We start from the raw sequence: 21415 nt of genomic DNA on the forward strand, positions 1-21415 counted from the left end.
GGGCGGCCATGGCCGCCCTTGTTTAATCGTCCTGGCCGAAATCCTCGATTTCAATGCCCAGCGCGGTCATGATTTCCCGGGCGTGGGCCGGAATCTGGTCGGGTACGTCCTTGCGCAGGTCGTCGTCCTGGGGCAGGGGCTGGCCGGTGTAGGCGTGCAGAAACGCCTCGCACAGCAGCTCGCTGTTGGTGGCATGGCGCAGGTTGTTGACCTGACGACGGGTGCGCTCGTCGGTCAGTACCTTGAGTACCTTGAGCGGGATGGAAACGGTGATCTTTTTGACCTGCTCGCTTTTCTTGCCGTGCTCGGCGTAAGGACTGATATAGTCGCCGTTCCATTCAGTTTTCATCGTCCACCTGCGTTCGGAAATTAATTCCGGCGAATTGTAACCCCTGCTTTTTGTATTGGCAATCCAACGGCAAAGCCTTTCAGCCGTCCAGATGGCTTGACGGCTTTTGTTCCCTGGGTTACTGTGCGCTTCTTGAAAATCTTCGTTTCAGGCTGCCGTGCGCAAAGGAGAAGGACATGCCGACTTACAAGACTCAGACCCACGCCGTTCGTACCGGCCTTGAGAGCGACACGCAGCATGGGGCCGTGGTACCGCCCATCTACCTGAGCAGCACCTATTCCTTTGCCGACTTCAACCAGAAGCGGCAGTTCGATTACGCCCGCTCCGGCAACCCCACCCGCCAGACCCTGCTTGACGCCCTGACCCACCTGGAAGGTGGTGCCGGCGCGGCGGTCACCGCCAGCGGCCTGGGCGCCATCAATCTGATCGTGACCTCCCAGCTGCAGCCCGGTGACCTGCTGGTGGTGCCCCACGACTGTTACGGCGGCAGCCAGCGGCTGTTCAACTCCCTGGCCGCCAAGGGCCTGTTTGAACTGGCCTATGTGGATCAGACCGATGCCGACGCCCTGGCCGCGGTCATGGCGCGCCAGCCGCGCATGCTGTGGATTGAAACGCCGTCCAACCCGCTGCTGCGGGTGGTGGACATTCAGGCGCTGTGCGCCGCCGCCCGGGCCGTGGGCGCGCTCAGCGTGGTGGATAACACCTTTCTGTCGCCGGCGCTGCAGCAGCCGCTGAAACTGGGCGCCGACCTGGTGCTGCATTCCACTACCAAATACATCAATGGCCATTCCGACGCCCTGGGTGGCGCCGTGGTGGCGGCGGATCCGGATCTGGCCGAGCAACTGCGCTGGTGGGGCAACTGTCTGGGCCTGACTGGTTCCGCCTTTGACAACTACCTGACCCTGCGCGGCCTGCGCACCCTTGGGGTGCGCATGCGCCAGCACTGTGAAAACGCCGAGGCGCTGGTGGCCTTTCTGCAAATCCAGCCCAGGGTCAAGGCGGTGTATCATCCCAGCCTGCCGGGCAATCCGGGCCACGACATTGCCGCTCGCCAGCAGGCCGGCTTTGGCGCCATGCTCAGCTTTGAGCTGGATGCCGACGAGGCCGGGCTTAAGGCCTTCCTGCAGCAGCTGCAGCTGTTCTCCCTGGCCGAATCCCTGGGCGGGGTGGAAAGCCTGATCGCCCACCCGGCCACCATGACCCACGCCGCCATGAGCCCGGAGGCTCTGGCCGAGGCCGGCATCAGCCAGCAGCTGCTGCGGGTGTCCGTCGGCATTGAGGACGGTGGTGATCTGATCCACGATTTGGAAAACGCATTCAAGGTACTCAGCAAGTAAATGACCATTCTCGAGCCCGAGGCCGGCGTTCAGCGACCGGTGCACAAGTTTGGCGGCAGCAGCCTGGCCGATGCCGCCTGTTTTCACCGGGTAGCCGGCATTATTCACAAACTGCAACAACCCGACGCCCTGATCGTGGTGTCGGCCCCGGGCAAGACCACCAACCGGCTGATCGAGCTGCTCAGCCTGTTCGCCAGCGGCGACACCGCCGCCCCCGAGGCGCTGGCCGGGCTGCATGCCTTTCAGCGCAACCTGATTGAAACCTCACTGCCCGAGGCCGAGGCGGCGCCGCTGCTGGCGGCCTTGGATGACGATATCGTCACCATTGCGCGGGTACTGGAGCAAAGCCGGCTGGACGACGGCCAGCGCAGCTTTATTCAGTCGTTCGGCGAGCTGTGGTCGTCCCGCTTGCTGGCGCGGGTGCTGTGCAACCAGGGGCAGCCTGCCGCCAGCCTGGACGCGCGCCGCTTTCTGCGGGTGTCCGGCACGCCGGTGCGGGTGCAGGAAGACGAATCCCGCCGGCTGCTGGCCGGCATACTGGCGGAGCACCCGCAGCGCATGCTGGTGGTCACCGGCTTTATCGCCGCGGACAACGAGGGCAATACTCGGTTGCTGGGGCGCAACGGCTCCGATTTTAGCGCCACCCTGCTGGCGGCCCTGGCCGACAGCAGCCACACCACCATCTGGAGTGATGTGCCCGGCGTGTTCAGCGCCGACCCCCGGCGCATACCCGAGGCGCATCTGCTGACCCGGCTGTCGTTGCCCGAGGCCGCCGAGCTGGCCCGGCTGGGCTCGCCGGTACTGCACAGCCGTACCCTGGGGCCGGTAGCGGCCAGCCGCCAGCAGCTGATGCTGCGCTGCAGCTATCATCCGGACGACGGCCACACTCGCATTGAGCGCCGGCCGCGGCGGGAGCAGGGCGCGCGCATCGTCACCGCGGTGGACGACACCGTACTGGTGGAAATGACCATTTCCGATCGCTATCAGGAACGGGTGGACGCCCTGACCGAATGGCTTGGTAAACGAGGACTGGCGCCCCTGGCGTGCAAACGCCGCCCCGATCGCAAACTGTGGCAGCTTGCCTACACCCGCGAGCAGGCCGAGCAGGCCTTTCTGCAGCTCAGGGACCACCAGCCCGCCGGCGGCTTTGAAGACCTGCAGCAGCGGGAAGGTTTTTCCCTGGTGGCCCTGATCGGCAAGAACGTTACTGCCCAGGCCGAGCAGTGCCTGCAGTTCTACCACGCCCTCAACGAGCAGCCGCTGGAGTTTATTCAGCCCGCGAAGAATGGCCTCAGCCTGGTGGGTGTGGTGCGCAAGACCGCCCTGGATCCCTTGCTGCTGCGGCTGCACCAGAGCCTGTTCAGCCGGCCCCGCCGAGTGGGCGTGCTGCTGTTTGGCCGGGGCAACATCGGCCAGGCCTGGCTGCGGCTGTACAAGGAGCAGAAGGCGCGGCTGGAGCAGGAGCTCAACCTGCGCCTGACCCTGTATGGCGTGTTTGATTCGCAAGGAGCCATGCTCGCCAGCCAGGGACTGGAAGTGGATCGAGTGCTCAACGACTTCAGCCCCCAGGGTGTGGTCTGGCCCGACTGGCTGGAGAACCTGGAAGAGCACGGCTTTGATACCATGGTGGCGCTGGACTGCACCGCGTCCGACAGCCTGGTGCAGTACTACCCGGCCCTGGTGCAGCAGCATATTCATCTGATTGCCGCCAACAAGCAGGCCGGGGCCGCCGAGCAGTCGTTTTACCTCGGGCTGAAGCAGCTCCTGGCAGAGCACAGGGTGAAGTTTCTCAGCAATGCCACCGTGGGCGCCGGCCTGCCGGTGCAGAGCAGCCTGCACCAACTGCGCCAGTCGGGCGAACAGATTCGTGCCATCAGCGGTGTGTTTTCCGGCAGCCTGAGCTGGCTGTTCCAGAATTACGACGGCAGCCGGCCGTTTTCGGACCTGATGCTGCAGGCCTGGCAGCAGGGTCTGACCGAGCCCGATCCGCGGGAAGATCTCAACGGTCAGGATGTGAAGCGCAAGCTGGTGATCCTGGCCCGGGAAGCCGGCTTTGACCTTGACCCCGAGCAGGTGAAGGTCGCCAGCCTGGTGCCCGACGAACTGGCCGGTCTGGGCAAAGGTGAGGCCCTGGACCGCCTGAACCGGCTCGATGTGGTTCTGGCCGAGCGGCTGGCCGAGGCGCAACACCAGGGCGGCGTGCTGCGCCACGTGGCCCGATTCAATGCCGAAACCAGGGAAGCCAGCGTGGGGCTGGAAGTGGTACACGCCAACCATCCCTTTGTGCCTCTGCGTCCGGGAGATAATGTCTTTGCCATTGAAACCCGTCACTACCGCCAGAACCCCATGGTGATTCAAGGGCCCGGCGCCGGCCGGGAAGTGACCGCCGCCGCCGTGCAGGCGGACCTGTGGCAGCTGCTGGCGGCGCTGTGAACCGACAAGGCTCCCGCGGGAGCCTTTTTACCGCCCGAGCCAAGCCAGCTTCACAGTAATTTTCACATTCCGCTGTTTTTCATCAAAATCAGGCTGTTACCCCATTGCCGAGGGCTTTTTACGGTATTTTCTCGGCTTATTTAACAGCCTCCTTCACATTTCCGTGTGACCTTCTGTTTATTCGTTATTCTTATAAATTGCTGTTTTTCATGGCTATATCCTTGCATTTCGCATATGGCGATTTGTGAGCCGGCATCCTTAACTGTGAAATGGAGTGATCGATAATTCATCGATCACAATAGTTCACAGTCTGGAGTAACAACGATGAGCGCAGTTTCCCGCATTGGCCTGGTCGGCCTCGGCTCTATGGGCATGGGCATGGCCAAGTCCCTGATCCGTGCCGGTTTTGACACCCTTGGTTTTGACCTTAACCCCGATGCCTGCGCCGCGTTGTCCGAGGCCGGCGCCGTGGCCGCCGGCCCGTCGGCGCAGCCCTACGCCGCCGAGCTCGACGCCCTGGTACTGGTGGTGGTCAACGGCGCCCAGGTAGAAAGCGTGCTGTTTGGCGAGCACGGCGTGGCCAAGGCCCTGCGTCCGGGCAGCCTGGTGGTGATCTGCAGCACCATGGCCGCCAGCCAGACCAAGGCCGTGCACCAGCGCCTGAGCGAGCTGAACCTGGAGCTGATTGATGCCCCCATCTCCGGCGGCGCCATCAAGGCCGCCGACGGCAAGCTGTCGGTCATGGCCTCGGGCAAACCCGAGTTGTTTGAGCGGGCCAAGGGCCTGTTCGATGCCATTGCCGAGCGACTCTATGTTATCGGCCCGGACATTGGCCAGGGCAGCACCGTGAAGACCATTCACCAGCTGCTGGCCGGCGTGCACATTGCCGCCGCCGCCGAAGCCATGGCCATGGCCGCCAAGGCCGACATTCCGCTGGACCTGATGTTTGACGTGGTTACCCACAGCGCCGGCAATTCCTGGATGTTTGAAAACCGGGTGCCGCACATTCTCGACGGTGACTACACCCCGCGTTCCAGTGTTGACATCTTCGTCAAGGATCTGGGCCTGGTGCTCGACACCGCACACCAGATGAAATTCCCCCTGCCACTGGCGTCGGCCGCTCACCAGATGTTCCTGGCCGCCAGCAACGAAGGCTTTGGCCGTGAAGACGACGCCGCCGTGGTCAAGATCTTCAAGGGCATTGAACTGCCGGAGGGTAAATAAATGAAACACCGTCTGGGCATTATTGCCGACGATTTCACCGGCGCCACCGATATTGCCGGTTTCATGGTGGCCAACGGCTGGCGGGTGACCCAGCTGATCGGTTACGGCCCGGCCGAGGTGCCCGCCGACGTGGACGCCATCGTGATTTCCCTGAAGAGCCGCTCCTGTGCTGTAGAGCAGGCGGTGGCCGATTCCCTGGCCTCGCTGGAACGGCTGCAGCAACTGGGCTGTGATCGCTTCTTCTTTAAATACTGCTCCACCTTTGACTCCACCGCCGAGGGCAATATCGGGCCGGTAACCGACGCCCTGCTGAAGGCGCTGGATCAGTCCTTTACCGTGATCTGCCCGGCACTGCCGGTGAACGGCCGCACCGTTTGCCACGGCAACCTGTTCGTGAACGGCCAGCCCCTGAACGAGTCGGGCATGAAGGATCACCCGGTGACCCCCATGCGCGATGCCAACCTGCAGCGGCTGATGGCCGCCCAGGCCGGCGGCAATACCGGCCTGGTGGACTACCACGCGGTGCTGGCGGGCGCCGAGGCGGTCAAGGCCAGACTGGCCGAGCTGCAGGCAAATGGCGTGAACTATGCGGTGCTCGATACCCTGACCATGGCCGATTTGCCGGTGCTGGGCGAAGCGGTGAGCGAGCTGAAGCTGGTGACCGGCGGCTCCGGCCTGGGTGCCGGCATGGCGGCCCATGCCACCGGCGGTGAAGGCGCCGCCGAAGCCCGGGAACTGGGCGCGCCTGTGGGGGAAGGTCGCGCCGTGGTGCTGTCTGGCTCCTGCTCATTGATGACCAACGCCCAGGTTGCCGCCTACCAGGCCCGGGCGCCTCACGCCGGAGTGGACGTGGCCCGTAGCCTGGACGACGCCGAGGCCTATGCCGCCGAACTGGCCGACTGGGTACAGGCCCAGCCTGCCGCGCCGGCCCCCATGCTGTATGCCACCCAGAGCCCCGAGGCCCTGGCGCGCATTCAGGCCGAATACGGCGCGGCCCGAGCTAGCGAGGCGGTGGAAGGGGTGTTTGCCCGCGTCGCCGCGCGCCTGGCCGACGCCGGCTTCAGCCGCTTTATCGTGGCCGGTGGCGAGACCTCCGGCATTGTGACCCAGGCGCTCAAGGTGTCCGGCTTCCATATTGGTCCGCAAATTGCCCCGGGTGTGCCCTGGGTACGGGCGCTGGACAAGCCGCTGTCGCTGGCGCTGAAGTCCGGCAACTTTGGCGACGAGGCCTTCTTCAGCAAGGCCCAGGAGTTTTTCCATGTCTGAGTATTCTTTGCGCCTGGAGCTGGTGAACATTGCCCGCTCCATGTTTGAACGGGGTTACAGCAGCGGCGGCGCCGGCAACCTCAGCCTGCGTCTGCCCGACGGCAACCTGCTGGCGACCCCCACCAACTCCAGCTTTGGCGATCTGGATCCGGCCCGCCTGAGCAAGGTGGACATGGACGGCAATCACCTGGACGGCGACAAACCGTCCAAGGAAGTGCTGATGCACATCGCCATGTACAAGGCGCGGCCCGATGCGGGTGGCATTGTGCACCTGCACTCGGCCTACCTGACCGCGCTGTCGTGCGTGGATGGCCTGGATCCGGCCAACTGCCTGCCGCCCATCACCCCCTACTACGTGATGCGGGTGGGCAAGCTGCCGCTGGTGCCCTACATTCGTCCCGGCGATCCGCGCATGGCCGACGAGGTGGGCCGGCTGGCCGTTGACCACAGCGCCGTGCTGCTGGCCAACCATGGCCCGGTGATCTCGGGCAAGGACCTGCGTTCCGCCATGTTCAACGCCGAGGAGCTGGAAGACACCGCCCGGCTGTATTTCACCCTGCAAAACAGCAAAATGCGCACCCTGACCGATGAGCAGGTGGCGGAGCTGGAGCAGGTGTTCAAAGGCAAGTTGTAAGGAGTCCCGTGATGCCGAAGTTTGCTGCCAATCTGTCGATGATGTTTACCGAAGTGCCCTTTCTGGCGCGCTTCAAGGCGGCCCGGGCCGCCGGCTTTACTGCCGTGGAATACCTGTTTCCCTACGCCGAAGACAAGGCCGCCATTGCCGCCGAGCTGAAGACCCAGGGCCTGACCCAGGCGCTGTTCAACATGCCCCCGGGGGACTGGGAAGCGGGCGAGCGTGGCCTGGCCTCACTGCCCGGCCGTGAAAGCGAGTTCCGTGCCGGTGTGGCCACCGCCCTGTCCTACGCCGAGGCCCTGGGCTGCCGCCAGCTGCATGCCATGGCCGGTTTGCGCCAGGCCGGGGTCAGCGCGGAACAGCATGAAGCCACCTATGTGGCCAACATTCAGTATGCCGCCGACCAAGCCGCCAAACAGGATGTGCTGGTGCTGCTGGAGCCCATCAACAGCCGCGACATGCCCGGGTATTTTCTCAGCACCCAGGTGCAGGCCGAGGCGTTGCTGGAAAAAATCGATCGCCCCAACGTGCGCATTCAGCTCGACTTCTACCACTGCCAGATCATGGAAGGGGATCTCACCCGCACCATCGACCGGCTGTGGGGCAAGTTCAGCCACATTCAGATCGCCTCCGTGCCTGAGCGGCACGAGCCGGATCAGGGTGAAATCAACTATCCCTGGTTGTTTGATTACCTGGATGCCAAGGGTTACGACGGCTACCTGGGCTGCGAATACCGCCCCCGCGGCAACACCGAAGCCGGGCTGGGCTGGTTCGCCCCCTGGGCCGACAAGGAGTAAGCCATGATTCCCGCCGAACGCCGAGGTTACATCTACCGCTATGTACACGAGCGCAACGTGGTGTCCATCAATGAGCTCGCCGCCGAGCTGAACGTGTCGCACATGACGGTGCGCCGCGACATTCAGCAACTGGAGGCGGAAGGCAAGGTGGTGCCGGTAAGCGGCGGGGTCAGGCTCAACGACGCGGTCAAGCAGGAGCTGGCCTATAGCGAAAAGGCCGGCATTCACCATCAGCGCAAGATGGCCATTGGCCAGGCGGCGGCGGATCTGGTGGAAGATGGTCAGGTGATTTACCTGGACGCGGGCACTACCACCTTTGAGGTGGCCAGGGGCATCGCCACGCGGGCCAATCTCACCGTGGTGACCAACGACTTCACCATTGCCCATTACCTGATGCAATACCCTCAGCTCACCCTGTTCCATACCGGTGGGCTGGTGGACGCCCGCAACCGCTCCTGCGTGGGGCAGGCGGCGGCCACCCTGCTTGAAGGGCTGAACCTGGATCTGGCCTTTATCAGCTCCAGCTCCTGGGACGCGGAGCGAGGCCTGTCGACACCATCCGAAAACAAGGTGATGGTCAAGCAGGCCCTGTTGCGGGTGGCCCGCCGACGCATTCTGGTGAGTGACAGCAGCAAATACGGCAAATACGGCATGTTTCGTATCTGCCCGCTGACGGCACTGACCGACATTATCAGTGATACCGACCTGGGCGAAGAGACGGCCGAGCCGTTGCGCGGCCAGGGGCTGCAGGTATCCCTGGTAAGCCGGAAGATACCGGCATAACCACAACAACTCGACCTCTGTATCACCATCCGGCGCCCGGCGCCGAGGAGAACTAGATGAACATCATTATTACCGGCGGCGCGGGCTTTCTGGGCCAGCGCGTGGCCAAGGCGCTGTTGCAGCAGAACGACATTGCCTTTGAGCGCCTGATCCTGGCAGACGTGATTGAGCCCAGCTCCCCCATCGCCGACGAGCGGGTGCACTGCGTGCGCGCCGACCTGGGCGACGAAGCCGCGGTGCGCGAACTGGTCAGCGCCGACACCGGCGTGATCTACCACCTGGCGGCCATCGTCAGCAGCCACGCGGAAGCGGACTTTGATCTGGGCATCAAGGTCAATATCGACGCCACCCGCTACCTGCTGGAAGCGGCCCGCCACCAGGCGCCGGGTTGCCGTTTTGTGTTCTCCAGCTCGCTGGCGGTGTTTGGCGGCGAGCTGCCCGAAGTGATTGAAGACAACACCGCCGTCTGCCCCCAGTCCTCCTACGGCATGGAAAAGTCCGTGGGCGAGCTGATGGTCAACGACTATGCCCGCAAGGGCTTTGTGGACGGTCGGGTGCTGCGCCTGCCCACCATCAGCGTGCGTCCGGGCAAGCCCAACAAGGCGGCTTCTTCCTTTGCCAGCGGCATTATTCGTGAGCCGCTGCAGGGTGAGGAGAGCGTGTGCCCGGTGGATCTGAGCCTGCCCATGTGGCTGTCTTCCCCGGCCACCGTGGTGGAGAACTTTCTGATGGCCGCCCGCGTGCCCGCCGAGGCCTTTGGCCCGAGCCGTACCGTCAACCTGCCCGGCATCACGGTGACCGTGCAGGAAATGATCGATGCGCTGCGCCGAGTGGCCGGCGACGAGGTGTGTGATCGCATTCGTTATGAAAAAGACGAAGGCGTGTCCCGCATCGTGGCCAGCTGGCCGGGCCGGTTCAATATCGCCCGTGCCCAGGGCCTGGGGTTTGTGCAGGATGCCGACTTTGACAGTGTGATTCGCCGCTTTATGGCAGATGATATGGAAGGAACCAAGTAATGACTGAAGCAAGCACCATGGCCCCGGTGATCGGCCTGGCCGTCGCCGTTGTGGTCCTGATTTTTCTGGTGGTCAAAACCCGGGTACACGCCCTGATCGCGATGCTGGCGGCGGCCAGTATCGCCGGCGCCCTGGGTGGCATGGCCGCCGGTGACATCGTCAACGTGATCACCAAGGGCTTTGGCGGTACCCTCGGCAGCATCGGTATCGTTATCGGCCTGGGCGTGATGATGGGCCGTATTCTGGAAGTGTCCGGTGCCGCCGAGCAGATCGCCTACAGTGCCATCAAGTGGCTGGGCAAAAAGAAGGAAGAATGGGCCATGGCCATTACCGGCTATATCGTGTCCATTCCCATCTTCGTGGACTCCGCCTTTGTGATCCTCTACCCCATCGCCAAGGCGCTGGCGGAGAAGGGCAAGCGCAACCTGCTGACCGTGGGTGTGGCCCTGGCCGGCGGCCTGGTGGTGACCCACCATACGGTACCGCCCACGCCGGGTCCGCTGGGCGTGGCCGGCCTGTTCGGGGTGGATGTGGGGGCCATGCTGCTGGCCGGTCTGACCCTGGCACTGCCCTGTGTGGTGGTGATCGTGCTGTACGCCAAGTGGCTGGCCAAGAAGTTTCCCGACTTCCATCCGCCTGCGGTGGCGGAAAGCCAGGATCTGGAAGAAACCTATAACCAGTATCTGGCGTCCAAGGCCGGCAAGGCGCTGCCCAGCCTGTTCCTGTCGCTGCTGCCCATTCTGGCCCCCATCGTACTGATCTTCATCAACACCATGCTGGGTACCCTGGCCAAGGTTGAGGGCTGGGAAGGCCTGGCCGACAACCCGGTGTCTCAGGCGTTTACCTACCTGGGCCACCCGGTGATCGCCCTGTCCATTTCGGTGCTGCTGGCGGTATACACCCTGGTGCCGAAGATGAACAAACACGACACCATGGAGCACCTGGAAGAAGGCCTGCAGAGCGCCGGTATCATTCTGCTGGTGACCGGTGCCGGTGGTGCCCTGGGTGCCGTGCTGCGTGAATCCGGCGCCGGCGCCATGCTGGGCGAACAGATCGCCAGCCTGCCGCTGCCGCCGGTGCTGATCCCCTTTATCGTGTCCACCCTGGTGCGCCTGATCCAGGGCTCCGGTACCGTGGCCATGGTCACCGCCGCCTCCATCTCGGCGCCCATTCTGGCCAATATTCCCGGCGTGAACATGCTGGTGGCGGCCCAAGCGGCGACCATGGGCTCGCTGTTCTTTGGCTACTTCAACGACAGCCTGTTCTGGGTGGTCAACCGCATGATGGGCATCAAGGACGTGAAGCAGCAGATTATCGTCTGGTCCATTCCCACCACCCTGGCCTGGGCAACCGGCCTGGTGGGCGTGCTGGTGCTCGACGCGGTGCTGTAAGGCGGGCGCGGTACGCACAATCAAAAAAAGAGGCCAAAAGGCCTCTTTTTTTATGGGCGTCGCCGGCAGGACTCAGGCGCGCGAGCGGGCGATGATGTCTTTCAGATCCGGACACAGGGGCGAGGGCAGCGCATCGGGGCTGAACCAGGCCACCGCCTCGGCGTCGTCATCGGCCACCGGGGTGCCGCTTTGGTAATGGCCGCGCACCGCCACCATCACATAGTGGTGGGCCAGCTCGCCGGCCTCTTCGGCCAGCACATCGTAGCAGGCAAAGGGCGCGTCCATGTGCGCGGTGATGCCGGTTTCTTCCTGCAGTTCCCGTGCCGCGCCCATGCTCATGGTTTCTCCCCACTCCAGCTTGCCGCCGGGAAAGCCCCAGTGCCCGGCGTGGGGAGCGTGTTTGCGTTTGACCAGCAGCACTCGCTGCCGATGCCAGACCACGGCGATAACGCCGACCTTGGGTGCCTTCATGCTTGTTCCCTGGCTGAATGAATAGAAGGGGTATTGTGCCAAAGCCGGAATGGGGCTGGCGAATTAAATGGCGAAGCTCAGGAACGGCTGATCATGCGGTATACAAACAGCAGCACCAGGGCGCCGATCACCGCGGTGATCATGCTGCCCAGGTTAAAGCCGGTCACGCTGCCAAAGCCCAGCCGCACGCCAATCCAGCCCCCCACAAAGGCGCCGGCAATGCCGAGCAGGGTAGTCAGAATCAGGCCGCCGCCATCCCGTCCGGGCATGATCCATTTCGCCAGCACCCCGGCGATCAGTCCGAAAATAATCCAGCTCAGAATTCCCATGGTGCACTCCCTTGCCTCATGTTGAATGGTTAAAAGCATAGACCAGCAGGGCCCACAGCCGTCAGTGATGATGTTGCATGTCATTGAGAACGATCGTCATTTTAAGCAGCGGTGTGCTTTGGCCGACGCCACGCACGGCAATACCGGCGCCGGATGCCTCAGGCGCCGATCAGCGACCAGTGATTGTCCCATTGCCAGGGGGAGTAGAAACGGGTCTCTTCGCCATGGGCGTTAAGCCGGCTGATGCCGCCCTGGCCGCTGCCGAGCCAGATCTGGCCCTGATCCGCCGAGGCGCCGGACGCATCGGGCAGGGGCGCAATGCGCACCAGCTCGCCGCTGCGGCGGTGCCACAGGCCGTAGCAGTTACCCGGGGGTGACGTCGCGGCAATGTAGTAGTCGGTGACCGCGATGCTGGCAATGTAATGATTGAAGCGAGCCCATTCCAGCGGTGTGCCGCCAAGGGGCATAAGCTCGCGGCCTCGGCGATGACGCACGATCAGTGGCGGAAAGTCGTCGGGGCTGCCGCGATACTGCTGGCCGCTAAACACCTCGCCGTCGGCGGTCACCGCCAGGTGGCGAATGGACAGGTGCCGGTCGGCCAGGCCGCGTTGCTCCAGCACCTCGCCCGTGGTGGCGTCGAGGTAACTCAGGCTGGGCTGCATGGTGCCGAGGTTTAACGGCTCGCGGCCCCGAGTGTGCACGCCGCCGACACCCACCACCAGGTTGCCATCGGGCAGTCGGCCTATTTCGTGGGGGCCCAGGCCAAAGCCGGTAAACTCGTCCACCTTGGTGAGGTGGTCGTGCTCAAGGGCATACACGCCAATCACCCCCTCACTGCTGGCACGAACCCCTTCGGTGGTATAGAGCCGGCGGCCGTCGGCGCTGAACACGCCGTGACCGTAATAATGACGCTCGTTATCGGCCTCGCGCAGCTGCAGCAGCCGGCCCTGCTCATGGTTGAACAGCGCCAGGTAGCCGCCGGGTCGGCGGGCATGGCATACCGCCAGCGGCCGAGAGGGGTGAGCGGCCATGCCGTGCCCCCGGTCCGGCAGGGGGAGCTCGTAACGCAGGCTGCCGTCCAGGTTAAGCGCCTGCACCACATAGCGATGGCCCCCCGCGCGGCGACCGCCGCCCACCAGATAGGCCTGCTTGGTGGAAGGCAGGGCACAGCCTGCCAGTCCCAGGCTGCATAGTACCCCGGCGGCGGACAGCCCCTTCAGGAATTGCCGCCGTTGCATCAGTCACCGTCCGTGGCGTTAAAGCCCAGGCTGACTCCCAGGGCTTCGGGCAGGCGCAGCTTGAGCTTGCTGCCGAGGCGGTCAAAGGAAATTTTAAAACGCAGCAGGGTGGCGTAGTTGTCCCCTTGCAGCCAGTAGGCCAGGCTGTCCCCCTTTGGCAGGTGCTCCAGGGTGTCGGCAAAGGCGTCATCCAGCTCGGCAATCAGGGCGGTTGCATGCCGTTGTTCAAGGTAAGCTCGTACCCCGCCGGCCTGGTATTCCTGTTGCAGGCTGTGCAGGCTGGTGCGTAAAAAGTGCAGTGACTGCGCGCTGCGCCAGGCCTCGGCAAACAGCGGCCGCGGGTGGTCGACGGTGTTCAAGGGCAGATCCAGCTTCTTCTCGATGCGGTCAAAGCGGTGGGCCAGCTGTCCCAGGATTTGCGTCAGTACCACGGCTTCCCCACCCTGAAGCTGCATTTGCTCCAGTTGCTGGGCGTAGCCGGCCGTATGGTACCAGGCTTGTTGCAGTCGCCCTCCGCTGGCGACCAGCTCGGCGCTGATGCGGGGGAGCAGGGCACAGCGCTGCGCCTGGGAAAGATCCTCATACAACAGGTATTCCACCGCCCCCAGGGTCACGCTGGCGCCCTTGAGTGCACCGGGCTGGCTGAGCTGACCGGCCAGCTGGCGGCCGGTGGTGTCTTTTTTGTCGGGCCACAGCTGAAACGCATAGCTCAGGCCGGCGGCGTCGAGGGGACCGCCGCTCTGTCCCTGGTGGGCGGTCCAGGCGGCAAAGGCGTCACGCCATTGCCCCTGCACGGTGACCAGGGACTGATCACCGCCACAATAGGCCTGAACATAGTGGTGTAGTTGCTCAAGCTCGCCGGCCAGGTGACCCGCCTGCTGGCGCATTAACGTCAGGTGGGCATCGGTCAGCCGCTCAAGGGCCGGATCCACCGGCGGCTGACTCTGGCAGGCGGTCAGCACTCCCAGGGCGGCGAGTGAAAACAGGCGAAGGTTCATAGCGACTCCAGAAAGGCGATAAGTTGTTTTCGTTCTTCGGCGCTGGCGGCCAGCACTCGGTTGCGGGCCGCTTCGGCCTCGCCACCGTGCCAGAGCACGGCTTCCAGCGGGGTACGGGCGCGGCCGTCGTGCAGGTAGCGGGCGGGCGAGCCCGCCACTTCATCGGCATAGCCCAGGCCCCACAGCGGCGGGGTACGCCACTCGCGACCGCTGGCCGCAAACTCGGGCCGGTTATCGGCCAGATCCTCACCCATGTCGTGCAGCAGCAGATCGGTATAGGGGTAGATGGTCTGGTGGCTCAGGGCCGGGCTGGTATGCTCACCCGTGGTGTAAGACGGCGTATGGCAGCTGGCACAGCCCAGGGCCAGGAACAACTGCTCGCCGGCCTGGACGTTTGGGTCGTCCAGGTTGCGTCGGGCGGGCACCGCCAGGTGCTGGCTGTAGAAGGTCACCGAGTCGAGAATGTCATCACTCACCTCGGGCTTGCCGCCATCCGGGTATTGCTCACAGGCTTGTGCGGCGGTGCAGTCGTCTGCGGGTACCAGGTTTGACGTCAGCCCCATGTCGCCGGCAAAGGCACCGGCGTTTTGCTGGCGCAGGCTGGGCTGGCCGGCCTTCCAGCCAAAGCGGCCGATCACGGTGGCGTTTTGGGCGTTGCTCCACACGCGGTTGGCATGGCCGCGGATGCCATCGTTATTGTGATCCTGCGGATCTTCCCGGGCCAGCAGCGCCGACTCGGGAATGGCTTCCAGCAGCCCCAGGCCAATCATGGGGGGCGCAATGCGGGCCGAGGTGAGCAACTGCTTGCCGGGCTCGCCATGGCCGGTTTGCTCAATGGTCAGGTGAGGACGGCGCAGTTCCACCCTGTCGCCGTCGTGAAAGCGCACGGTGTTGGTGCTGTAGTCGATGCGTACCTTGCCCTCGGGCACGGCGCCGGGAATGGCCATGTCCTGCAGCTGCCCGCCGTAGACAGGATGGGGCACTACGCCAAGGGTGCGCAGGTAGTCGCGATGTTGTTCGCTCTCATCGGCGGGAATCGACAGCCGTACCAGCATGCTTACCGCGTTGTCACCGTCAAAGGCGGGTGGATGGCCGCGGCCGTCCTTGACGTGACAGCTCTGGCAGGCGTTGGTATTGAACAGCGGCCCCAGGCCGTCGCGGGCGTCTGTGGTGGCCGGGGCGGCGACCCAGGGATTGCGGAAAAAGCTGTTGCCCACCGAGAAGTCGAGCCGTTTGTCAAAACTCAGGTTGGCAGCGGGCATGGAAAAGGCGTTGGCGCCGGTTTTGGTGGTGGTGGTCTCGCCGCCGGGTTTGGCGGGATTGGCCTGGGCGCTCAAGGCAAGGACGGCGCCAAGCAGCAGGCCGGTGAGTCGAAACGACATAAGGACTCCAGAGCGAAAGGGCACCCGGGACGTTAAGCGGTCAACACGGCGTGCAGACCGTGCCTGCTTCGGGTGCCGTCACGGGGCGGCCAGGCCACCCCTTATTGATTTTATTGTTATGGCCAGATGAGCTTAAAACTCGTGGTCGGCGGTATCCGGGCTCAGGTTGTTGATGCCGACGGTGTTGGCGGCGAGCTCAATGGCACGGGTTTGCTCCACCAGGGCGTCGATGGCGTCCTGCACCAGCCGGTTGCCCTCGGTATTGCCGGCGGCGATCAGCTGATCAAAGTGCACATTGTTCACCTCGGCAGACTGCACCAGCTGATAGACGGCCTGTTCGCTGGTACGGAACTGGTCGGCGATTTGCGCGGCGGCCAGATCGTCCTGTTGCGCTACCAGTTGCAGCAGCGACGGGCCCTGCAGGGTGGTGCCGTCAATGCGCTGATATTCACCAAACATCAGGTTGCTGATGCCTTTTTCGTTGTAGTAGTGCGAGTGATGGGTGTTATCGGAGAAGCAGTCGTGCTCGTCTTCCACCGAGTTGGCTACCAGGGCCACCTTCATGCGCTCGCCGGCCAGTTCACCCAGAGACAGGGAGCCCATGCCAAACAGCATGCGGCGCAGGCCTTCTTCCGCCGGCAGGGCGGTCAGCTCGGCGCGGTAGTTGTTCTGGCCCGGTTGCCACTGGCCCGCCATGTATTCGAGATCCTGGATCAGCAGGGTGCTTGCGGCCTGCAGGTAGTCGCGGCGGCGGTCACAGTTGCCGTTGGTGCAGTCCGCATCTAGGGCAAAGTCGGTCCAGGCGCGTTCACCGGCGCCGGCGTTGGTGCCGTTCAGATCCTGGCCCCACAGCAGAAACTCTATGGCGTGATAACCGGACGCCACGTTGGCCTCGGATCCCGCCAGCTCGTTCAGGCTGGCCAGCAGCTCGGGAGTGATGTGGCTGACGTCCAGCAGCTCACCGCCCACCTGCAGCCGAGTGCTGGCAATGATGTTGGCGGTGGCGCCGGGGTTGCCCAGCTCGTGTTGGTAACCCGGGGCCACGTAGTCGATCAGACCTTCGTCCAGGGGCCAGGCGTTGAGCTGGCCTTCCCAGTCATCCACGATGGCATTGCCGAAACGAAACACTTCTGACTGCTGGTAGGGTACCCGGGCGGCCAGCCAGGCGGTGCGGGCATCGGCCAGGGTCTGCGCGCTCGGGTTGGCCAGCAGGGCGGCAATGGCCTGATCCAGACTTTGGGCGGCGCTGAGCGAGTCACTGTACACGGCCTGGGCGATATCGGCGTAGTGCTCCACCACCTGATCCTGGGTGACGGCGGGGTGGTTGGTCTGGGCGCAGGCGCTTAGCAGGCCAGCGATGGAAGCGGCGAGGGCAAGTTTGCGGAAGTGCATTTAATCATCCTTATGCATTTGAGAATCGTTTTTATTAGCCGGACGATTCTAGCGTCAGAATGGAAAAAGGTGCAAGGGTCTCGCCGTAAAAGCCCGTAGTCGCTGAGGGGATATTGCCCGCATTACCGCCGTTGAATCAGGGTTCATTCGGCGATGGGGGCGATCACCGCTTGCAGCAGGCGCTCGATGTCCTGAGCCGCCAGCCCTACCGACAGGCCGCGTTTACCGCCGGAGACCAGCACGGTGTCGTGGTCACTGGCGGAGTCGTCGAGCACGGTAGTCAGCCGTTTCTTCTGGGCAAATGGGCTGATGCCGCCCACCTTGAAGCCGGTAAGCCGCTCCGCCTTATGCGGTGGCATCATCTCCAGTTTTTTCACCCCGGCGGCCTTGGCCAGGCGCTTGAGATTGACCTTGCCCGATGACGGCACCAGCGCGACCACGGCGCCCTGTTCACCCTCGGTCAGCAGGGTCTTGAAGACGCGCGTGAGCGGCACCCCCAGCTGCTCGGCGGCGTGGGCGCCAAAGTCGTCCTGGGCGGTGCATTCGTACTGGTACAGGGTAAAGGCGGCCTTGTGCTTTTCCAGAAACAGAATGGCGGGGGTCATGGCGAAGTCCGGTAAACAAATGAAGGGAAAATTATGCAGGGAATGAAAAGGCGTGAAAAGGGCAGGAATCCCGGATTGTAATAATGAATATGCGGTACTGCTGTTCATCGTTTGTTGCACATGATACTTAAAGATGACGGCCACATGAGGTGGCCGTTTTGCTTGTTTAAAGGAGAGTCGTTGCCATGTTGGCCGTGTTAACCCAGTTATTTCCGTTGTGGGCGTTGTTGTTGTCTGTGCTGGCCTTTATGCAGCCGCAGCTGTTTGTGGGCATCAAGGGGCAGATAGTGCCGCTGCTGACCCTGATCATGCTGTGCATGGGCCTGACCCTCAACCTGAACGATTTTCGCCGTGTGATGCAAAACAGAAAGGCGGTGCTGGTGGGGGTGTTGTTACAGTTCTCGCTGATGCCACTGATCGCCCTGCTGGTGGGCCGTGTGCTGGGCTTTGGACCCGAGCTGATGGTAGGCATGCTGCTGGTGGGCAGTGTGGCCGGGGGCACCTCGTCCAACGTGATGTGCTACCTGGCCAAGGGGGATACCGCCCTGTCTATTTCCATGACCGCCATCTCCACCCTGCTGGGTGTGGTGATGACCCCGCTGCTGGTGGATCTGCTGGTAGGCCAGAGTGTGGATGTGCCGGTGCAGTCCATGTTGCTCAGCCTGCTGCAGGTGGTGGTGGCGCCCGTGGTGCTGGGGGGGGTGCTCAATGCCGTGGCCGGCAACCTGGTTCGTCGGGTGGAGCCGGTGCTGCCGCTGCTGTCCATGCTGGCCATCGTATTTATCATCTCCATCGTGGTGGCGCTCAATGCGGAGAAAATGGCACAGATTGGCCCCGTGGTGGCGCTGGCCGTGGTATTGCATAACAGCTGCGGCCTGGTGCTGGGCTACGGGGTTACCGCCATGTTCGGCTTTGACAAGCGGGTCTGCCGCACCATTGCCTTTGAAGTGGGCCTGCAGAACTCCGGGCTGGCCACGGCGCTGGCAATGAAGTTCTTTACCCCCGCCGCCGCCCTGCCGGGCACCCTGTTCAGCGTCTGGCACAATATTTCCGGCTCCCTGCTGGCGGGTTACTGGAGTAAAAAGCCCGTTGCCGACGCCGATAGCCAGCCGGCCGAGCATATACCGGTAAAATCCTGATGAGATAAATCACCAGCATGCGGTAAGTGATGACATTATATTTTCTAAGTGAAAAAGCTGGAATAAGGACTCATCTGGGTTACCATTGCGAGGCTAATTGTAGCTTTGATAAGGATGAGGGTATTTCATGAAAAAGATGTTTGCGGTAACGGCGTTGGTATCTGCCTTTTCTTTCTCCAATGTAGCCATGGCCGATGAGGATATCGGTTGCGGCCTGGGCACCATGGTATTTGATGGTAAATCCGGCAAGGTACATAAAGTGCTGGCTGCAACCACCAATGGCACTTCAGGTAACCAGACATTTGGTATTACGTTTGGCACTTTGGGTTGTGACGGCACCGGCACCATCACTTCATCACAGAAACTGGCCATGTTCATCGACGGTAACATGGATAACCTGGCCCGTGATATTGCCAAGGGTGAGGGTGAAACGCTGGCAACCCTGTCTGAAGTTTGGGGCATCCAGGATGCAGACAAGATTGCCTTTAACGCCGTTGCGCAAGAGAACTTCGCAACCATCTTCGCATCAGAAAATGTCACCTCCACCGAGGTTCTGGTCAATCTGAATGACCTGATTGCACAGAACGAGGCGCTGGCGTCTTATCGTATCTAATGGCCCAGGCCAGATATGAGATCAAAAAAATGCTCCTGCGGGGGCATTTTTTGTGATCGGAATGAGAATTAATGGTCGCAAAGTACCAGATTGATAATAGCGGTATGTCATGGTTTTTCCGAAGCTCAGTGTTATTGCCATTTTCGGCCTTCTGTATTCCCTTCATTCAGCCGCGCTGGGCGCCTCGTCGTTTGATCACGAGCGTTTTGATGCGACAACCCTGGCACAGAACCCATACTGGCTGAAACTGGGGCATTATCTTTCCAAGCCGCTGCGCGGTTCGGTCAGTACCATCAGGCAGGGGCGCTTTTTTCTTGCGCAAGATGGAAAGCAAAATCCTTACGCCGAACTGGTTGCCACCATTGAACACTTGTATAGCCGAGATCCGCTCGTGGCCGAGCGCGCTCAATGCCAATATCCGGCACGCTATACCTGGCTGGAGTCCCTGCACGGGCGCTCAGCGCGGCTCAATTGCCCGGAACTGGAACGATGGCGGAGCGTGCTGGATCCCGAAGGCATGACGCTGGTATTTCCAACGGCATTCATGAATAACCCCTCATCCATGTTCGGCCATACATTATTGCGGGTGGATGCCAAAGATCAGACGAGAAACAAGGAGCTGGTCGCATTTGCCATCAATTTTGCCGCAGAGCCGGAAACCCAGGACAACCCGGCCCTGTTTGCACTAAAGGGGTTGGCAGGTAGCTATCCGGGCCGGTTCACGGTAATGCCCTATTACAGAAAGGTGCGTGAATATAATGACATGGAATCGCGGGATATCTGGGAATACCGGCTTGCCCTTGATACTCGAGAGGTGAACCGCGTCTTGCTGCATTTGTGGGAAATGCGTGATGCGGAGTTTGATTATTATTTTCTGGATGAAAATTGCTCTTATCAGCTGCTGGCGTTGCTGGAGCTGGCACGGGACGATTTATCGCTTATCAAGGATTTTCCGCTGCAGGCCATACCTTCCGATACCGTTGCAACATTAGCCAACAATAATCTGCTGGCCACCCCACGATATCGTGCCGCGTTTGGCACCAGGCTACTACACCAATTCAATGAAATCGATCCGGCCCTGATGAATCAGGTCATCAATGCCAAGCATGGGGATTACGACTCCCTGGGCCAAGTTTCTTTGGTACAGCGAGCAGCGATACTGGAGCTTGCCTACGAATGGCTCAATTTTGAACTGTATGATAAAGGTCTGGAACGCGATGGCACGGCAAAGCGTCTGACGCGCTTGCTGCATGAGCGCAGCAAAATCGCAACCGGTTCGCCTTTTTCACCGGTGCAGGCACCTCGGGTGTCTCCTGAGCTGGGCCACGGTTCGGCAAGGGTCGGGTTGGGGGTGCAAGGCAATACGCATTCGCACGAGCAGGTAACACTGGAATGGCGGGCGGCATATCATGATGTGCTGGATTCCCAGGCAGGTTTTATTCCCGGGGCCCAGATAAGCTTTCTGGATTCACAGCTGAATATTGACAGCAATGCGCAGGCGCGGCTTGAACGTATGTATCTTGTAGACGCCATGGCACTGGCACCCAGCAACAGGGTGTTTGACAGCCTGGCGTGGAACGTCAGATCAGGTTTTGATCGCAAGCCCGGGATGAAAGACGCAAAGCAAAGCCGGTGGTTCTTTCAGGGAGGGGCCGGTAAGGCCTGGGGGCGTTCAGATAAACTCCATATGTATTCATTGTTGTCTGCTGCAGGCAGTCATGGGGCATTAACGGAGCATGAGGTAGCGGCCGGGGGCGGAGTGGAAGCCGGGATCCTTTATCAGGCGGGTGCGCAGCACCGGGCGGGCTTGCAAGGACAGTACCTGGCACTGCTCAATACTGATGCTGAGCAGGATGCCGTTATTACTGCAAGCTGGAACTGGGCGGTCAATCGCCGGTTGGCGCTGCGCAGTCAGCTTCAGTATCAGCACTGGCACACAGAGAATACATCCATGAAGCTGACCGCGTATTTTTACTATTGATACGGCTGCAGGGGCCTGCAGCCGGGTTGACGGAAGG

The 21415-nt window shown here is 62.2% G+C and carries 20 protein-coding genes; 12 read left to right on the top strand and 8 right to left on the bottom strand.

Going from position 1 to position 21415, the window contains the following annotated elements; genetic code table 11:
* Nucleotides 1-22: 22 nt before the first annotated feature.
* On the bottom strand, nucleotides 23-349 hold the full coding sequence (gene metJ, locus OJHNALOF_RS02300) for a met regulon transcriptional regulator MetJ (protein ID WP_094201140.1): 327 nt from the start codon (nucleotides 347-349) through the stop codon (nucleotides 23-25).
* A 176-nt stretch (nucleotides 350-525) separates the two neighbouring features.
* Between metJ and metB the strand changes: the two genes are divergently transcribed.
* The 9 genes from metB (at nucleotide 526) to OJHNALOF_RS02345 (ending at nucleotide 11230) form a co-directional block, all read left to right on the top strand.
* On the top strand, nucleotides 526-1686 hold the full coding sequence (metB, locus tag OJHNALOF_RS02305; RefSeq protein ID WP_165661042.1) for a cystathionine gamma-synthase: 1161 nt from the start codon (nucleotides 526-528) through the stop codon (nucleotides 1684-1686).
* Nucleotides 1687-4119, top strand: coding sequence for a bifunctional aspartate kinase/homoserine dehydrogenase II (metL, locus tag OJHNALOF_RS02310; RefSeq protein ID WP_165661043.1), 2433 nt, complete (start codon nucleotides 1687-1689; stop codon nucleotides 4117-4119).
* Nucleotides 4120-4443: 324 nt separating this feature from the next.
* On the top strand, nucleotides 4444-5343 hold the full coding sequence (gene ltnD / locus OJHNALOF_RS02315) for an L-threonate dehydrogenase (protein ID WP_165661044.1): 900 nt from the start codon (nucleotides 4444-4446) through the stop codon (nucleotides 5341-5343).
* On the top strand, nucleotides 5344-6609 hold the full coding sequence (gene otnK, locus OJHNALOF_RS02320) for a 3-oxo-tetronate kinase (protein ID WP_094201122.1): 1266 nt from the start codon (nucleotides 5344-5346) through the stop codon (nucleotides 6607-6609).
* Nucleotides 6602-7243, top strand: coding sequence for an aldolase (locus tag OJHNALOF_RS02325; RefSeq protein ID WP_165661045.1), 642 nt, complete (start codon nucleotides 6602-6604; stop codon nucleotides 7241-7243). The genes otnK and OJHNALOF_RS02325 overlap by 8 nt, the downstream gene beginning before the upstream one ends.
* An 11-nt stretch (nucleotides 7244-7254) precedes the next feature.
* Nucleotides 7255-8040, top strand: a complete 786-nt coding sequence (gene otnI / locus OJHNALOF_RS02330) for a 2-oxo-tetronate isomerase (RefSeq protein WP_165661046.1) — start codon at nucleotides 7255-7257, stop codon at nucleotides 8038-8040.
* A 3-nt stretch (nucleotides 8041-8043) separates the two neighbouring features.
* Nucleotides 8044-8823, top strand: coding sequence for a DeoR/GlpR family DNA-binding transcription regulator (locus tag OJHNALOF_RS02335; RefSeq protein WP_094201119.1), 780 nt, complete (start codon nucleotides 8044-8046; stop codon nucleotides 8821-8823).
* Between the two features lie 56 nt (nucleotides 8824-8879).
* Nucleotides 8880-9839, top strand: a complete 960-nt coding sequence (denD, locus tag OJHNALOF_RS02340; RefSeq protein WP_165661047.1) for a D-erythronate dehydrogenase — start codon at nucleotides 8880-8882, stop codon at nucleotides 9837-9839.
* Nucleotides 9839-11230 carry a GntP family permease gene (locus OJHNALOF_RS02345; RefSeq protein ID WP_094201117.1) on the top strand — a complete coding sequence of 464 codons (1392 nt, stop codon included), beginning with the start codon at nucleotides 9839-9841 and terminating at the stop codon, nucleotides 11228-11230. The genes denD and OJHNALOF_RS02345 overlap by 1 nt, the downstream gene beginning before the upstream one ends.
* 72 nt (nucleotides 11231-11302) lie before the next feature.
* Here OJHNALOF_RS02345 and OJHNALOF_RS02350 read toward each other — a convergent pair whose 3' ends face one another.
* The 7 genes from OJHNALOF_RS02350 to ybaK form a co-directional block, all read right to left on the bottom strand.
* A complete protein-coding gene (locus tag OJHNALOF_RS02350) occupies nucleotides 11303-11701 on the bottom strand; it encodes an NUDIX hydrolase (RefSeq protein WP_165661048.1) in 399 nt (132 codons plus the stop codon).
* 77 nt (nucleotides 11702-11778) lie between these two features.
* Nucleotides 11779-12030, bottom strand: coding sequence for a GlsB/YeaQ/YmgE family stress response membrane protein (locus OJHNALOF_RS02355; protein ID WP_094201115.1), 252 nt, complete (start codon nucleotides 12028-12030; stop codon nucleotides 11779-11781).
* A gap of 158 nt (nucleotides 12031-12188) precedes the next feature.
* The gene (locus OJHNALOF_RS02360; protein ID WP_165661049.1) at nucleotides 12189-13268 is read right to left on the bottom strand and encodes a DUF1513 domain-containing protein; all 1080 of its coding nucleotides are present in this window, start codon (nucleotides 13266-13268) and stop codon (nucleotides 12189-12191) included.
* The gene (locus tag OJHNALOF_RS02365; RefSeq protein WP_165661050.1) at nucleotides 13268-14266 is read right to left on the bottom strand and encodes an imelysin family protein; all 999 of its coding nucleotides are present in this window, start codon (nucleotides 14264-14266) and stop codon (nucleotides 13268-13270) included. The genes OJHNALOF_RS02360 and OJHNALOF_RS02365 overlap by 1 nt, the downstream gene beginning before the upstream one ends.
* Nucleotides 14263-15648: a di-heme oxidoredictase family protein gene (locus OJHNALOF_RS02370; protein WP_165661051.1), complete on the bottom strand. Its 1386-nt coding sequence runs from the start codon at nucleotides 15646-15648 to the stop codon at nucleotides 14263-14265. Before OJHNALOF_RS02370 ends, OJHNALOF_RS02365 begins: the two co-directional genes overlap by 4 nt.
* Before the next feature lie 132 nt (nucleotides 15649-15780).
* The gene (locus OJHNALOF_RS02375; RefSeq protein ID WP_165661052.1) at nucleotides 15781-17040 is read right to left on the bottom strand and encodes an imelysin family protein; all 1260 of its coding nucleotides are present in this window, start codon (nucleotides 17038-17040) and stop codon (nucleotides 15781-15783) included.
* A 143-nt stretch (nucleotides 17041-17183) separates the two neighbouring features.
* On the bottom strand, nucleotides 17184-17645 hold the full coding sequence (gene ybaK, locus OJHNALOF_RS02380; protein WP_165661053.1) for a Cys-tRNA(Pro) deacylase: 462 nt from the start codon (nucleotides 17643-17645) through the stop codon (nucleotides 17184-17186).
* A 185-nt stretch (nucleotides 17646-17830) separates the two neighbouring features.
* On the opposite strand from ybaK, the gene OJHNALOF_RS02385 reads away from it, so the two are divergent.
* The 3 genes from OJHNALOF_RS02385 (at nucleotide 17831) to OJHNALOF_RS02395 (ending at nucleotide 21378) form a co-directional block, all read left to right on the top strand.
* Nucleotides 17831-18784: a bile acid:sodium symporter family protein gene (locus OJHNALOF_RS02385; RefSeq protein ID WP_165661054.1), complete on the top strand. Its 954-nt coding sequence runs from the start codon at nucleotides 17831-17833 to the stop codon at nucleotides 18782-18784.
* Nucleotides 18785-18911: 127 nt separating this feature from the next.
* Nucleotides 18912-19397, top strand: coding sequence for a DUF3015 domain-containing protein (locus OJHNALOF_RS02390; RefSeq protein WP_165661055.1), 486 nt, complete (start codon nucleotides 18912-18914; stop codon nucleotides 19395-19397).
* 109 nt (nucleotides 19398-19506) lie between these two features.
* Nucleotides 19507-21378 carry a DUF4105 domain-containing protein gene (locus OJHNALOF_RS02395; RefSeq protein WP_165661056.1) on the top strand — a complete coding sequence of 624 codons (1872 nt, stop codon included), beginning with the start codon at nucleotides 19507-19509 and terminating at the stop codon, nucleotides 21376-21378.
* The last annotated feature ends 37 nt before the right edge of the window (nucleotides 21379-21415 follow it).

This window comes from Oceanimonas sp. MB9 (assembly GCF_011319775.1).
GTDB lineage: Bacteria > Pseudomonadota > Gammaproteobacteria > Enterobacterales > Aeromonadaceae > Oceanimonas > Oceanimonas doudoroffii.

What these genes read in the sequence shown, in the direction of transcription:
- ybaK (WP_165661053.1), bottom strand. Translation starts at nt 17,645, where the DNA reads ATGACCCCCGCCATTCTGTTTCTGGAAAAGCACAAGGCCGCCTTTACC.
- OJHNALOF_RS02370 (WP_165661051.1), bottom strand. Translation starts at nt 15,648, where the DNA reads ATGTCGTTTCGACTCACCGGCCTGCTGCTTGGCGCCGTCCTTGCCTTG.
- OJHNALOF_RS02345 (WP_094201117.1), top strand. Translation starts at nt 9,839, where the DNA reads ATGACTGAAGCAAGCACCATGGCCCCGGTGATCGGCCTGGCCGTCGCC.
- denD (WP_165661047.1), top strand. Translation starts at nt 8,880, where the DNA reads ATGAACATCATTATTACCGGCGGCGCGGGCTTTCTGGGCCAGCGCGTG.
- OJHNALOF_RS02385 (WP_165661054.1), top strand. Translation starts at nt 17,831, where the DNA reads ATGTTGGCCGTGTTAACCCAGTTATTTCCGTTGTGGGCGTTGTTGTTG.
- otnI (WP_165661046.1), top strand. Translation starts at nt 7,255, where the DNA reads ATGCCGAAGTTTGCTGCCAATCTGTCGATGATGTTTACCGAAGTGCCC.
- OJHNALOF_RS02360 (WP_165661049.1), bottom strand. Translation starts at nt 13,268, where the DNA reads ATGCAACGGCGGCAATTCCTGAAGGGGCTGTCCGCCGCCGGGGTACTA.
- OJHNALOF_RS02365 (WP_165661050.1), bottom strand. Translation starts at nt 14,266, where the DNA reads ATGAACCTTCGCCTGTTTTCACTCGCCGCCCTGGGAGTGCTGACCGCC.
- metB (WP_165661042.1), top strand. Translation starts at nt 526, where the DNA reads ATGCCGACTTACAAGACTCAGACCCACGCCGTTCGTACCGGCCTTGAG.
- OJHNALOF_RS02395 (WP_165661056.1), top strand. Translation starts at nt 19,507, where the DNA reads ATGGTTTTTCCGAAGCTCAGTGTTATTGCCATTTTCGGCCTTCTGTAT.
- metJ (WP_094201140.1), bottom strand. Translation starts at nt 349, where the DNA reads ATGAAAACTGAATGGAACGGCGACTATATCAGTCCTTACGCCGAGCAC.
- OJHNALOF_RS02350 (WP_165661048.1), bottom strand. Translation starts at nt 11,701, where the DNA reads ATGAAGGCACCCAAGGTCGGCGTTATCGCCGTGGTCTGGCATCGGCAG.
- OJHNALOF_RS02375 (WP_165661052.1), bottom strand. Translation starts at nt 17,040, where the DNA reads ATGCACTTCCGCAAACTTGCCCTCGCCGCTTCCATCGCTGGCCTGCTA.
- OJHNALOF_RS02335 (WP_094201119.1), top strand. Translation starts at nt 8,044, where the DNA reads ATGATTCCCGCCGAACGCCGAGGTTACATCTACCGCTATGTACACGAG.
- OJHNALOF_RS02325 (WP_165661045.1), top strand. Translation starts at nt 6,602, where the DNA reads ATGTCTGAGTATTCTTTGCGCCTGGAGCTGGTGAACATTGCCCGCTCC.
- OJHNALOF_RS02390 (WP_165661055.1), top strand. Translation starts at nt 18,912, where the DNA reads ATGAAAAAGATGTTTGCGGTAACGGCGTTGGTATCTGCCTTTTCTTTC.
- OJHNALOF_RS02355 (WP_094201115.1), bottom strand. Translation starts at nt 12,030, where the DNA reads ATGGGAATTCTGAGCTGGATTATTTTCGGACTGATCGCCGGGGTGCTG.
- metL (WP_165661043.1), top strand. Translation starts at nt 1,687, where the DNA reads ATGACCATTCTCGAGCCCGAGGCCGGCGTTCAGCGACCGGTGCACAAG.
- otnK (WP_094201122.1), top strand. Translation starts at nt 5,344, where the DNA reads ATGAAACACCGTCTGGGCATTATTGCCGACGATTTCACCGGCGCCACC.
- ltnD (WP_165661044.1), top strand. Translation starts at nt 4,444, where the DNA reads ATGAGCGCAGTTTCCCGCATTGGCCTGGTCGGCCTCGGCTCTATGGGC.